This is a genomic window from Xenorhabdus sp. XBWT, assembly GCF_059072735.1.
In genome coordinates this window covers 3,451,071-3,464,824 of sequence record NZ_CM180990.1, presented here as the reverse complement: position 1 = coordinate 3,464,824, position 13,754 = coordinate 3,451,071, and the positions used below count along the sequence as shown (strand labels likewise).

Here is a 13,754-nt window from a genome sequence, read left to right as displayed (position 1 = left end):
ATTGACAAGAGTAATTATGACCACAACATTTCTACTCCATCCTTCACTTCTTCCGTTGAATGGCGGCATTAACTTTCGTGATTTAGGCAACAAGACTCTGAATAATGGCGCTAAGATCAAGTCAGGGCTATTATTTCGTTCCGGTTCATTGGACAGACTGACAGAAAACGATCAGGCTATTTTAGTGGATCAAAACCTTTTTCAGATCATTGATTATCGTGATAGCAGTGAGATTATGGATAAACCTGATCAGGTATGGCATGGCGCACATTACCATCACGCTCCGGCTAATCCGCTTTCTAAAGAAGTAGATGCTAATCTGGATAAACTGGATAAGGAGATACTGGAACAATTCGATGCGAAAGTATTTATGTCACGTCTGTATGAATTACTACCGCTCAACAACCCAGCTTATAAAACACTAGCCACATTATTGCTGCAACCAGAAAAAGGCGGGATTGTACAACACTGTGCGGTCGGTAAGGATAGAACGGGGGTTGGCTCTGCGTTGGTCTTATTGGCATTGGGTGCCGATTTGGATACGGTGATGGAGGATTATTTGCTGACTAATGTCACGCTGGCTCCATACCGAGACTATTTATTGAATGAACACGCAAAAAGCATGAGTGAAAATACAGTTGAAAAATTTGCTTATGTTTATTCGGTCAGAGAAGAGTTTTTGCTGAAAGCCCTGAATAGTATTAATCAACATTATGGCAGTGTGGATATTTGGCTGGAAAAAGATATCGGGCTTGATATTGCTGCCCGTGAAAAGCTACAGGCCTATTTTCTTGAATAAAAATGCTAGGTTAGCATTGGTTTGGTAGTACAGGGCTAACCTATGGCAGACACTGATAACACAGGAAAGACTAATGTGAACCTGCATGAAATCATTGAATTGATCACCAACTTTGTAAAAGCCCATGAAATTTGGGCGATTCCCATTATTTTCGTTCTTGCATTTGGTGAATCACTCGCATTTATTTCCTTACTGTTGCCAGCAACAATTATTTTGTTGGGATTGGGGGCTTTGATTGGTGAAAGTGGATTGAATTTCTGGCCAATATGGATAGCCGCAGCAGCGGGAGCCTTTTTTGGTGATTGGCTTTCTTACTGGTTTGGTTTCCGCTATAAAGAAAATGTCGGCAAAATGTGGCCACTTTCTCGTCACCCTCAAACGTTGGATCGCGGCCATCAATTTTTTGAACGTTGGGGCGTTTGGGGAGTGTTCATTGGGCGGTTCTTTGGCCCTCTAAGGGCAGCGGTGCCGTTGGTAGCGGGTATTTGTGCCATGCCTCAACGTCATTTTCAGCTTGCTAATTTTACATCTGCATTAATCTGGGCATTCGGTATTTTAGCACCGGGAGCATTTGGTCTGCACTGGCTGACCGAATGGATGGGATAAAGCAGATGGAGTAATTGCGAGCCGCTTTGCAAATTGAAATAAACTCAGTAAATACTCTGGACATCTATACAGCATCTATTTAACTTACATTGAAGTTCTTGAACCAGCTTTGAATCAAAAACCAGCTTTGAATCAAAAGAGTTAACCAGAATTTATACCCGATAGATTTCAAGTTGTAGCTTTATTATTGGCTGCGACTTGAAAGATGACAGGTATAGCGACAATGAAGTTAGCGAGGGTGTATAGGTGGGAATCCAGTGGTTATATATGCTGATTGGCAGTTTGAGCGGATTGCTGGGCGGGGGAGTTTTCGTCTGGCTTTCCGTTCATCAGCGAATCCAACAAAAAGAGCGGGAACTTCGCGAATTATATAGCCAATTAGCTGTTAGCCATGAAAAGTCGGAACAATCCCTCTATTGGCGTACTGAATGTGATCAATTAAACCAAGAATTGTTAGCTCAGCGTGAGATTAATAGTGCCCAGGAAGCTGAATTACGAGAATTAAGCACTCGGCTTGAAGAGAGCAGATTGGCAGCAGAGGAAAAACAACGTTTACTGATCAACAGTGAACAGCGCCTGAATACCCAATTTGAAAATCTTGCTAATCGTATTTTTGAACAAAATCTGCGCCGTACCGACGAATATAGTCGTCAAAATCTCACTCATCTCCTGACACCATTTCGTGAACAACTTGAAGGATTTCGTCGTCAGGTGCAAGACAGCTTTGGGCAAGAAGCCCGTGAACGTCATACTCTCACTCATGAAATTCGTAATCTTCAGCAGCTTAATGCACAAATGGCAAAAGAGGCGATTAATCTTACCAAGGCCCTGAAAGGTGATAACAAAATACAGGGTAATTGGGGGGAAATGGTGCTGGCTCGTATTCTTGAAGCTTCCGGTTTGCGTGAAGGGTATGAATTTCAGACTCAGGTTAATATTAAAACTGAAAACAATGAGCGTTTTCAGCCTGATGTGATTGTACATTTGCCACAAGGAAAAGATGTCATTATTGATGCCAAAATGTCACTGGTTGCTTATGAACGCTATTTCAACAGTGATGATGAACAGCAGCAGATGCAGGCATTACAGGAACATATCAATTCGATAAAAGGGCATATTCGAGATCTGAGTCGGAAAGATTATCAGCAATTGCCTGGCTTGCGATCACTGGATTACGTTCTGATGTTTATTCCTGTAGAACCTGCTTATTTGGTGGCACTTAATCAGGCGCCTGAATTGCTGGATGAAGCCTTGAAACATAATATTATGCTGGTTAGTCCATCTACTTTGCTGGTGGCGGTTCGTACTATCAATAATCTTTGGCGTTATGAATACCAAAGCCAAAATGCGCGCCAGATAGCTGATAAAGCCGCCAGAATGTATGACAAAATGCGGTTGTTTGTGGATGATATGCAAGGGCTGGGGCAGAGCCTCAATAAAGCACAAGCAAGTTACAATTTTGCAATGAAAAAACTGGTCGAGGGACGAGGTAATCTGGTTAGCCAAGCCGAAGGATTTCGTGATTTAGGTGTAGATGTGAAGCGTCCTATTGATTCGCAGTTGATTGAGAAATCTTTCCAATCATTGCAGGTTAATGAGTGAAGTCTGGATAGGGTTTTATCCGAAAGGCTGATACACTTGCTATAAATTTTTTTGAATAAAAAGCGGACAATTAACATGGCAGATCAATCAAAAGAAACCACTGATTTTGGTTTCCGCACCGTAGCCAAAGAAGAAAAAAAAGAGATGGTGGCAGAGGTATTTCATTCTGTAGCCGTAAAATATGACTTGATGAATGATTTGATGTCATTTGGTATTCATCGTATCTGGAAGCGTTTCACTATTGAAGCAAGTGGTGTCCGCCGAGGTCATAAGGTTCTTGATCTAGCTGGCGGTACTGGCGATCTGACGGCAAAATTTTCCCGTATTGTAGGTGAGCAAGGCCAGATCGTTTTAGCAGACATTAACGACTCAATGTTGAAAGTCGGGCGCGAAAAATTACGTGATATCGGCATCGTCGGCAATGTCAATTATGTTCAGGCCAATGCAGAAGTATTACCTTTCCCGGATAATTATTTTGACTGTATTACCATCTCTTTTGGTTTGCGTAATGTCACAGATAAAGAAAAAGCGCTGTGTTCAATGTATCGAGTGCTTAAACCAGGCGGACGCTTATTGGTTCTGGAATTCTCCAAACCTGTGCTGGCGCCATTGAGCAAGGTTTATGATGCGTATTCATTCCATATTTTACCTCGAATTGGTCAATTGATTGTCAAAGATGCGGATAGCTACCGTTATCTGACTGAATCTATTCGTATGCACCCTGATCAGGAAACGTTAAAAAGCATGATGGAAGAAGCGGGTTTTGATCAAGTTTCTTATAGCAATATGACAGGAGGGATCGTTGCACTGCATAAAGGATTCAAATTCTGAAATGGAAACACCTTCATCAAGCCATAGTGTGAATTCTACGGTACCCAACTCAATGGTATCGAAGGATAAGGTGTTGTTTCCGATTCTGACAGCCTTTCTGGAAACGACCCTAAATCATCTATTGTACCGTGAAGCCGTATTAAGGCCCGCCCGTTTGAGATTGGTGGGAAAAACACTGTCTATCGAATTGAAAGAAATTGAAGCACCATTAGTGCTGATATTTAGTGAAAAACAAGTGGATGTTTTGAGTCAGTGGCCGGAACCTACGGATTGCTCAATGAAAGCGACAATACCGGCAATACTTAAATTGCGGGATCGCCAATGTCTTTCAGTGCTGATTAACAGTGGAGAAATTGTCATTGAGGGAGATATGCAGGTTATTCAACAATGGGCAGCATTGTTGGATATGTCTGAGTGGGACCCCGCCCATTACCTTTCTCCCTATCTTGGTGATATTGTCTCAGAAGGGATCAGCCGGATGATGAAGAAAGGTATTAAGTTTGCCAGTAATACAGTTGTAAGGAAGAAGGCTTATTTCACTGAATCATTGACAGAAGAATGGAAAATGTCCCCAAGTGCGTTGGAAATGGCTTATTTCAGTGAAGAGGTCAATGCTGTTGCCAATGAGTTGACTCAAATGGAAAAACGGTTGGCAGCACTGGAGGGAAAATATGACTCCCAGTGAAATCAAACGGCTTTACTTTATCATCAGGGTTTTTCTTTCTTATGGTCTGGACGAACTTATTCCTAATATTCGTCTGACATGGCCTTTGCGTTTCGGGCGCTATTTCCTGTTTTGGATATCCAATCAGCACAAGGACAAACCACTTGGTGAGCGTCTGCGTTTGGCATTGCAAGAACTAGGCCCAGTATGGATCAAGTTTGGTCAAATGCTCTCTACTCGCCGGGATTTGTTTCCTACCGCGATTGCTGATCAACTATCAATGTTGCAAGATCGGGTAGTTTCCTTTGATGGTGAGGTGGCACGAAAATCAATTGAAACTGCATTAGAAGGTTCTCTGGAAACGTGGTTTGAGAATTTTGACTCGAAACCATTGGCTTCAGCATCCATTGCTCAGGTACATACCGCCCGTTTGAAAGAGAATGGCAAAGAAGTCGTTCTGAAAGTCATTCGCCCAGATATCCTGCCTGTTATCAAAGCGGATATACGGCTAATGTATCGTTTGGCAAACTTAGTGCCTTTGTTACCTGATGGTCGTCGTCTTCGGCCACGTGAAGTCGTGCGTGAATACGAGAAAACTTTGCTTGATGAGTTGAATTTGTTGCGTGAAGCCGCAAATGCGATTCAATTGCGTCGGAACTTTGAAGATAGCTCGATGCTTTATGTGCCGGAAGTTTATCCTGATTATTGTCGGGAAAATGTATTGGTCATGGAGCGAATTTACGGCATTCCTGTGTCTGATGTTACGGCTTTGAAGGCACAGAACACGAATATGAAATTATTGGCTGAGCGCGGTGTTCAGGTATTTTTCACCCAAGTATTTCGCGATAGCTTTTTTCATGCTGATATGCACCCGGGTAATATCTTTGTCAGTTATGAAAATCCGGAAGATCCGACTTATATCGGTATTGATTACGGTATAGTGGGTTCTTTGAATAAAGACGATAAACGCTATCTAGCGGAAAACTTCATTGCTTTCTTCAATCGTGATTATCGTCGGGTGGCTGAGCTGCATGTTGATTCCGGTTGGATTCCTGCTGATACTAATGTGGAAGATTTCGAATTCGCTATTCGTACTGTTTGTGAGCCGATTTTTGAAAAGCCGCTGGCTGAGATCTCATTTGGGCATGTTTTATTGAATCTCTTTAATACCGCCCGCCGTTTTAATATGGCTATTCAGCCTCAATTGGTTTTGCTGCAAAAAACACTATTGTATGTTGAAGGGTTGGGACGCCAGCTTTATCCCCAACTTGATTTATGGAAAACAGCAAAACCGTTTTTGGAAGATTGGGTGCATAGTCGGGTCGGAATGCCAGCCATTTTTCGTGCTTTTAAAGAAAAAGCCCCCTATTGGGTGGAGAAATTACCGGAACTTCCTGAATTGGTGTATGGCACACTTCAGCAACACCGACGTTTACAGGTGAGTATTGACCAAATATCACAACAGTTCAAAAATCAGCAGGTTAAACAGCGTAAATCGCTTTATTTACTGGGGATTGGGGCAACATTGTTTATTTGTGGCAGCCTGTTTTTTATCACAGGGCAGGAACATTTGTCATGGGGATTGATGGGTACCGGAATTGTATCGTGGATATTAGGGTGGCGTAAGTTAAGCAAACGTCAGTAATAATTAAAATATAAATGAAACCTAAACCTCATCAAAGGTTAAAAGTACGTATAAGGTTTCTTTATCACTACATTTGGTATGATTGCATTATTTTTGAACATAAAGTTTGTCGTTGATAATGAAATTATTAGTGGTGTTTCGATGAATAGAGGTAAATCAGTATGGGTGGTATAAGTATTTGGCAATTGCTCATTATTGCTGTCATTGTCGTATTGCTGTTCGGTACTAATAAGCTGCGTACTTTGGGTTCAGATTTGGGAGCTGCAATCAAAGGCTTCAAAAAGGCAATTAGCGATGATGATGAGAAAAGTGAAAAACTGAATCAGGCTGAAAAAAATAGCCATGATGCCGATTTCGAAACCAAAAATATCGCTGAAAAGCCTACTGCTGCACAATCTGAAAAATCAGAGAGCAAGAATAAAGAGCAGGTATAAACTGTGTTTGACATTGGTTTTAGTGAACTACTGCTGGTGATGATTATTGGCTTGGTTGTTCTGGGGCCAGAACGTTTGCCTATTGCAGTTAAAACAGTGGTTGGGTGGATACGGGCATTGCGCTCTTTGGCGGCCAATGTCCAGAATGAACTAGCCCAAGAACTGAAATTGCAAGAGCTTCAGGATAGCCTAAAAAAAATGGAAGAAAAAGCAGATATGCAGTCGTTGTCCCCAGAATTGAAGGCATCAATGGAGGAACTGAGAGAAGCGGCTGAATCGTTGAGAAACACTTATCAGCTAAAACCGGATGAAGTTAGGGAACTGGAGGAAGATGAAACACATTTTCACTCTTCTGTTTCTCCGCCGACTGTAAAACTTCCGCTTCCAGAACCGTTGGATTCTGAGCAATCAGTGCCAACGCTAAAGCAGCAACAAAATGGATCTCCTGAACAAGCAAAGGGCAAACACTAAAACATGTCTGTGGATAATACACAACCTCTTATCAGCCACCTGATTGAGCTACGTAAGCGGATTTTAAATAGCTTAATTACTGTGCTGGTGGTTTTTTTGGCATTGGTTTACTTTTCCAATGACATTTATCGTCTTATTGCTGCACCTTTGATGGAACAATTGCCTGAAGGTGCAAATATGATTGCGACGGATGTTGCTTCACCTTTCTTTATACCAATAAAACTGACCATTATGGTGTCTATTTTTGTTTCGGCACCGATGATCCTTTATCAAGTATGGGCATTTGTTGCACCGGCGTTGTATAAGCATGAGCGTCGTCTGATTATGCCTTTACTATTTTCCAGCAGTTTATTGTTTTATATAGGAATGGCATTCGCTTATTTTGTGGTTTTTCCCATTGCGTTTGGTTTCTTTATTAAAACAGTGCCAATCGGTGTTGTGATCTCGACAGATATCAGTAATTACCTGAGCTTTGTCATGGCGTTATTTATGGCTTTTGGTATTTCATTTGAAGTACCGATTGCCATTATTTTGTTGTGCTGGAGTGGGGCAGTAACACCAGAATCACTGAAAAGAAAACGCCCTTATATCTTGGTAGGAGCGTTCGTGGTTGGTATGTTGTTAACCCCACCCGATGTTTTCTCGCAAACTTTGCTGGCTATTCCTATGTATTTGTTATTTGAATTAGGGATATTGCTTTCTCAATTCTATATTGGTAAATCAGGTAAATGTAAATCAGTCAACCTGGACGATGAACCAGAGCATGAGATCAGTGATGATCTAAAAAAATAATCCGGTTTAGGCTATTTGTGTTTATCGCTAACTGATTGATGATATTGATATCATTAGTAAAGGGCGATGGCTATTAACTCAGTGTATTGTTGCTGAGTTTTATATTAGGAGAGCAGTATGAGCTATGTATTTCCAGGGGCATTCCCTAGTCGTCGTATGCGCCGTGTGCGCCGCCATGATTTTTCCCGCCGCTTGGTTGCTGAGAATCAACTTACCGTCAATGACCTGATCTATCCTGTTTTTGTTATGGAAGGCACTAATCAGCGCCAGGAAGTACCTTCCATGCCAGGAGTGTATCGTCTGACAATAGATCTTTTGCTGAAAGAAGCTGAAGAGATTGCCCGACTGGGTATTCCTGTTTTGTCTCTGTTTCCGGTCATTGAAGCAGACAAAAAATCATTGGATGCGAAAGAAGCTTATAATCCAGATGGTTTGATTCAGCGCTCTGTTCGCGCTTTGAAAGATGCGGTGCCTGAATTAGGGCTTCTGACTGATGTGGCGCTCGATCCATTCACCACTCACGGGCAGGATGGCATCATTGATCAAGATGGTTATGTTATTAATGACATTACCAAAGATATTCTGGTCAAGCAGGCATTATCCCATGCAGAAGCAGGAGCCGAAATTGTTGCACCAAGTGATATGATGGATGGCCGTATCGGTGCTGTTCGTGATCAACTTGAGATAGATGGTTATATCAATACCCAGATTATGGCTTATTCTGCTAAATACGCTTCTTGTTATTATGGCCCGTTCAGAGATGCAATTGGTTCTGGCTCTAATCTGAAAGGTGGAAATAAAATGACCTATCAAATGGACCCTGCAAACAGTGATGAAGCATTGCAGGAAATCGCACAAGATTTGCAGGAAGGTGCAGATAGCGTCATGGTGAAACCAGGTATGCCATATTTGGATGTAATTCGTCGGGTAAAAGATACTTTTGGTGTACCAACATTTGCTTATCAAGTTTCTGGTGAGTATGCGATGCACATGGCTGCCATTCAAAACGGTTGGTTGAAGGAACAGCCTGCGATTATGGAGTCACTGTTGTGTTTTAAACGGGCGGGAGCAGATGGTATTCTGACTTATTTTGCCAAACGTGTTGCGCGGTGGCTGCAAGAGCAGAAATATTGATTGCCTGAGTTTATTTGGCCGTAAAGATTGTGTATTAGAGTACCCTAAAAATAAAAACGGGCAATTCTGCCCGTTTTTTTGATTAAATCTTGATGAACTGCTTATTATCTAAAACCTTAGAAACTTCTTTATTGAGGATATTAAGGAGGAGAATTGAACGGGTTTCTCCATCCGGTTCGTTATAAATTGCTTGAATGCCCTCGAAAATTCCTTCAGTAATCAGAACAGTATCTCCTGCTATTGGAGTTTCAGGCGCAATATAATCCTGTTCAGTGATAGACATCAATTCATCAATCAATGCCTGAGGTACAATGGCAGGATAAGTACTGAACCGTATGAAATGATTTACTCCACGTGTTGAATTAACTGTTGTGGTGTGAATGACTTCAGGATCAAAATGTACAAAAAGATAATTGGGAAACAATGGTTCACTAACGGTTGTTCGTTTACCCCGAATGACTTTTTCGATTTTAGCTATAGGTGTCAGGCAGATAACATTTTGCCTTTCCAAATTATCTATCGCTCGAGAGATTTGCCCTCGTTTACAGTAAAGAAGATACCAATTCCCCATAATATTTCCACTCCATTGCTTAGAATGCCTAGCATAACAAAACCAGTGTTGGTGGATCATCAATAAAGCTAAAAAGTTATGTGAAGGAATAAGTTATGTTTTTATAACCAGTGGTATTTATCTCCAGTAAAAATTTGTGTATTACTTAAGGTGTAAAAATCGCCAATTACGATGATATTGATAATTTTATCTAATATTTCGTAAATGAAAAGAAAATATGAAAATATTCCCCTCAGGTAACGGTAAACTCCTTGATAATGTCCAATGATTAAGTTACCCAAAAGATCGGTTGTAATCCATGTTCTTGGAACCTAATCCCCGTTCAATATCCAATGTATTTCGAGATGCAGAGCGACAGCAGCCAACAAAGTTGTAACTTGAAAGGTGACAGGTAGATAGTTTTTATTACCTATGTTACGTGAAGACAGCAGATTGCATATTAAAGGAGAAAAATCGCATTATTTTAGTGAAAAAACGAAGATTTTAAGGTTTTCCAGCATAATAAAACGATTCCTGAGCAATTTGATACACAGACATTAGCTGATTGGGTACCATGCTGCTGTATCTAAGGAGTTTACCCCACAAGATTACATTGAATTCATTGATTTTTGGCAAGTTATGAGTTTACCTTGTAACCCTCATGGGAGGGCTTATAATGTCCTTCCCTCCTTAAATATCGGCACAAATGAACAATATGAAATACCGCGATCTAAGAGACTTTCTTTCCTTATTGGAACAATCTGGTGAATTAAAACGAATTCGTATGGAAGTTGATCCCTATCTGGAAATGACTGAAATCGCAGATCGTACTCTTCGTGCTGGCGGCCCTGCCTTGTTATTTGAAAATCCTAAGGGATATTCGATGCCTGTGCTGTGCAATTTATTTGGAACGCCTAAGCGGGTTGCTATGGGTATGGGGCAAGATGATGTCAAGGCATTGCACGATGTTGGTAAGTTATTAGCTTTCCTTAAGGAGCCAGAGCCGCCAAAAGGGTTTCGTGATCTGGTGGATAAATTGCCCAAATTCAAACAGGTTCTGAATATGCCGACCAAGCGCCTCAATTCTGCGCCTTGTCAGGAGCAGATTTGGGCAGATGATAAGGTGGATCTTACCCGGATTCCAGTTATGCATTGTTGGCCAGAAGATGTTGCACCATTGATTACGTGGGGGCTTACGGTAACTAAAGGACCTAATAAAGAGCGTCAGAATTTGGGTATCTACCGCCAGCAAGTATTGGGTAAAAATAAACTTATTATGCGTTGGTTATCTCACCGTGGTGGAGCACTCGATTTTCAGGAATGGTGTCAGGCTCATCCGGGAGAGCGTTTCCCTGTGTCTGTTGCATTGGGCGCAGATCCTGCCACGATATTGGGTGCGGTTACGCCAGTCCCTGATACTTTATCTGAATATGCTTTTGCTGGATTATTGCGTGGGCATAAAACAGAAGTCGTTAAATGTATCTCTAATGATCTTGAAGTACCAGCAAGTGCTGAAATTATCCTTGAAGGCTACATTGAACCCGGCGAAATGGCACCGGAAGGGCCGTATGGTGATCATACCGGTTATTACAATGAAGTGGATATGTTTCCGGTAGTTACGATAACTCATATTACCCAGCGCAGTGATGCCATTTATCATTCAACTTATACCGGACGTCCACCGGATGAACCCGCTGTATTGGGTGTAGCGTTAAATGAAGTACTGGTGCCAATATTACAAAAACAATTTCCTGAAATTGTGGATTTTTACCTGCCGCCAGAAGGTTGTTCTTATCGGCTCGCTATCGTTACGATTAAAAAACAATATACAGGTCATGCCAAGCGAGTCATGATGGGGGTTTGGTCTTATCTGCGGCAGTTTATGTATACAAAATTTGTTATTGTTTGTGATGATGACATCAATGCTCGTGATTGGAATGATGTTATCTGGGCAATAACGACGCGAATGGATCCGCAAAGAGATACTGTCTTAATGGAAAATACACCAATTGACTATCTCGATTTTGCTTCCCCTATTTCTGGGTTAGGCTCAAAAATGGGATTAGATGCAACAAATAAGTGGCCAGGAGAGACACAAAGGGAATGGGGGCGTCCGATTGTAATGAGCGATGAAATTCGGGGCCGTGTCGATGAAATTTGGGATCAATTAGATATTTTGAAGCGATAAGAGGGAACGCATGACAATACTAAGCTGTAAAGTAACATCGGTTGACTCCATTACAGATACAGTTTACCGGGTTCGTTTATTACCTGATTCGCCTTTTTCTTTCCGCGCAGGGCAATATTTGATGGTAGTTATGGATGAAAGGGATAAGCGTCCTTTTTCCATGGCATCACCGCCATCAGAAAAACAGACGATTGAACTGCACATCGGGGCTTCTGAGTTAAATCTCTATGCAATGGCGGTAATGGACAGAATACTGGATCAAAGAACGATTGCTATTGATATTCCCCATGGTCAGGCATGGTTTCGTGAAGATAGTGAAAACCCTATGTTGTTGATTGCCGGAGGAACCGGATTTTCTTATACCCGTTCTATCTTACTGGCTGCATTGGAAAAAAATCCTAACCGTGAGATCTCAATCTATTGGGGAGGTCGTGAGCTGCAACACCTTTATGATTTAAGGGAATTGCAGGCATTGAGTGAGAATTATCCCAATTTGTCGGTTGTTCCTGTCGTTGAGCAGATTGATGAGCACTGGAGAGGCAGAACCGGCACCGTTCTGAGTGCGGTTTTAGACGATTTTGGTAGTTTAGCAAACCATGATATTTATATCGCTGGTCGCTTTGAAATGACCAAAATTGCCCGTGAGCGGTTCTGTAGCGAACGTGACGCGTCTATTGATCGCATGTATGGAGATGCGTTTGAGTTCATCTGACTTACTCTCCCTGTAAAAAATAAAATGATAAAAATAAAACCCGCCCCTGACAGGCGGGAAACTACGGCAAAAACTTATTAGAGTGATGCAATAGATAAGACAAACAAGGGAAAAATAGTAATAAATTTCAATCGTCAGATACTTTTGATAACTATACTCTTTCAATAATTGTGGCAATGCCTTGGCCTAGCCCAATACACATGGTTGCTAGCCCGAATTGAACATCTTTGCGCTCCATCAGGTTAAGCAGGGTCGTTGTGATTCGAGTACCAGAGCATCCTAATGGATGACCGAGAGCAATTGCACCACCATTCAGGTTGATTCTGTCATCCATACTATCCAACAGATTCAGCCCCTTAATACAAGCTAAGGATTGCGCGGCAAATGCTTCGTTCAATTCCATTAGGCCAATATCAGAAAGGCTTAAGCCGGCTTTTTTTAATGCCATTTTTGTAGCAGGTACGGGGCCGTAACCCATGATAGAAGGATCGCAGCCAACAACTGCCATTGAGCGGATACGGGCACGAGGCTTTAGCCCTAACTCTTTGGCTTTGCTTTCACTCATTATCAGCATCGCTGATGCACCATCGGAAAGTGCAGAGGAGTTACCTGCGGTGACGCTCCCGGTGATAGGATCAAAGACAGGTCGCAGAGCCGATAGATCTTTGAGATTAGTCTCGGGGCGGATGACTTCATCAAAATTGATGAGTTTCATATTACCGTCGGCATCATGCCCGTACATGGCGGCGATTTCGCCCTCGAAAGCCTTGGATTTTGTCGCTTGTGCTGCGCGTTGATGAGAACGCAGTGCGAATTCATCCTGCATTTCACGGCTAATACTGTACATTTTTGCCAGCATTTCTGCGGTCAGACCCATAACACCGGCTGCTTTTGCAACGTTGCGGCTTAATTTAGGATGAAAATCGACACCATGTGTCATGGGGACATGTCCCATGTGTTCAACACCGCCGACCATTGCAATACTGGCATCACCAGTCATGATCATGCGGGCACCGTCATGCAGTGCCTGCATAGAAGAACCACACAGGCGGTTAACGGTCACTGCGGGAACTGAATGGGGAATGCCTGCCAGCAATGCGGCATTACGGGCGATATTGAACCCCTGCTCCAGAGTCTGTTGCACACATCCCCAAGAGATATCGTCGATATGTTCAGGCTGAAGGGCTGGATTGCGCTTAAGTAACGACTTCATCAGATGTGCGGAGAGATCTTCTGCACGGACCTGACGGAATACACCACCTTTTGAGCGCCCCATTGGGGTACGGATACCATCAATAATAACTATGTTTTCCATGTTTTCAGACC

Annotated in this window: 14 protein-coding genes; 12 read left to right on the top strand and 2 right to left on the bottom strand. The window is 42.2% G+C overall.

Annotated elements, in window-relative coordinates; translation table 11 throughout:
• Positions 1–16: 16 nt before the first annotated feature.
• The 10 genes from AC5JQI_RS15120 (at position 17) to hemB (ending at position 8,978) form a co-directional block, all read left to right on the top strand.
• Complete coding sequence (locus AC5JQI_RS15120) at positions 17–799, top strand: tyrosine-protein phosphatase (RefSeq protein ID WP_493912766.1); 783 nt, start codon at positions 17–19, stop codon at positions 797–799.
• Between the two features lie 42 nt (positions 800–841).
• Complete coding sequence (locus AC5JQI_RS15115) at positions 842–1,405, top strand: DedA family protein (protein ID WP_493912765.1); 564 nt, start codon at positions 842–844, stop codon at positions 1,403–1,405.
• 246 nt (positions 1,406–1,651) lie between these two features.
• Complete coding sequence (rmuC, locus tag AC5JQI_RS15110) at positions 1,652–3,007, top strand: DNA recombination protein RmuC (RefSeq protein ID WP_493912764.1); 1,356 nt, start codon at positions 1,652–1,654, stop codon at positions 3,005–3,007.
• A 75-nt stretch (positions 3,008–3,082) separates the two neighbouring features.
• A complete protein-coding gene (ubiE, locus tag AC5JQI_RS15105) occupies positions 3,083–3,838 on the top strand; it encodes a bifunctional demethylmenaquinone methyltransferase/2-methoxy-6-polyprenyl-1,4-benzoquinol methylase UbiE (protein WP_493912763.1) in 756 nt (251 codons plus the stop codon).
• Between the two features lies 1 nt (position 3,839).
• Positions 3,840–4,523, top strand: a complete 684-nt coding sequence (locus tag AC5JQI_RS15100; protein ID WP_493912762.1) for a ubiquinone biosynthesis accessory factor UbiJ — start codon at positions 3,840–3,842, stop codon at positions 4,521–4,523.
• A complete protein-coding gene (gene ubiB / locus AC5JQI_RS15095) occupies positions 4,510–6,147 on the top strand; it encodes a ubiquinone biosynthesis regulatory protein kinase UbiB (RefSeq protein WP_493912761.1) in 1,638 nt (545 codons plus the stop codon). Before AC5JQI_RS15100 ends, ubiB begins: the two co-directional genes overlap by 14 nt.
• Before the next feature lie 161 nt (positions 6,148–6,308).
• Positions 6,309–6,581 (top strand): Sec-independent protein translocase subunit TatA, encoded by a 273-nt coding sequence (tatA, locus tag AC5JQI_RS15090; protein ID WP_493912760.1) that lies wholly within the window; start codon positions 6,309–6,311, stop codon positions 6,579–6,581.
• Positions 6,582–6,584: 3 nt separating this feature from the next.
• Complete coding sequence (gene tatB, locus AC5JQI_RS15085) at positions 6,585–7,052, top strand: Sec-independent protein translocase protein TatB (protein WP_493912759.1); 468 nt, start codon at positions 6,585–6,587, stop codon at positions 7,050–7,052.
• Positions 7,053–7,055: 3 nt separating this feature from the next.
• Complete coding sequence (gene tatC, locus AC5JQI_RS15080; protein WP_493912758.1) at positions 7,056–7,844, top strand: Sec-independent protein translocase subunit TatC; 789 nt, start codon at positions 7,056–7,058, stop codon at positions 7,842–7,844.
• A gap of 117 nt (positions 7,845–7,961) precedes the next feature.
• Positions 7,962–8,978, top strand: a complete 1,017-nt coding sequence (gene hemB, locus AC5JQI_RS15075) for a porphobilinogen synthase (protein ID WP_493912757.1) — start codon at positions 7,962–7,964, stop codon at positions 8,976–8,978.
• Positions 8,979–9,060: 82 nt separating this feature from the next.
• Here the strand turns inward: hemB and rfaH are convergent, their stop codons facing one another.
• On the bottom strand, positions 9,061–9,549 hold the full coding sequence (gene rfaH / locus AC5JQI_RS15070; protein ID WP_493912756.1) for a transcription/translation regulatory transformer protein RfaH: 489 nt from the start codon (positions 9,547–9,549) through the stop codon (positions 9,061–9,063).
• A gap of 694 nt (positions 9,550–10,243) precedes the next feature.
• On the opposite strand from rfaH, the gene ubiD reads away from it, so the two are divergent.
• Both ubiD and fre read left to right on the top strand, forming a co-directional pair.
• Positions 10,244–11,716: a 4-hydroxy-3-polyprenylbenzoate decarboxylase gene (gene ubiD, locus AC5JQI_RS15065; RefSeq protein WP_493912755.1), complete on the top strand. Its 1,473-nt coding sequence runs from the start codon at positions 10,244–10,246 to the stop codon at positions 11,714–11,716.
• A 10-nt stretch (positions 11,717–11,726) separates the two neighbouring features.
• Entirely contained in the window at positions 11,727–12,428 is a 702-nt protein-coding gene (gene fre / locus AC5JQI_RS15060; protein ID WP_493912754.1) for an NAD(P)H-flavin reductase, read from the top strand.
• A 151-nt stretch (positions 12,429–12,579) separates the two neighbouring features.
• Here fre and fadA read toward each other — a convergent pair whose 3' ends face one another.
• Entirely contained in the window at positions 12,580–13,743 is a 1,164-nt protein-coding gene (fadA, locus tag AC5JQI_RS15055) for an acetyl-CoA C-acyltransferase FadA (RefSeq protein ID WP_493912753.1), read from the bottom strand.
• Positions 13,744–13,754 lie beyond the last annotated feature (11 nt).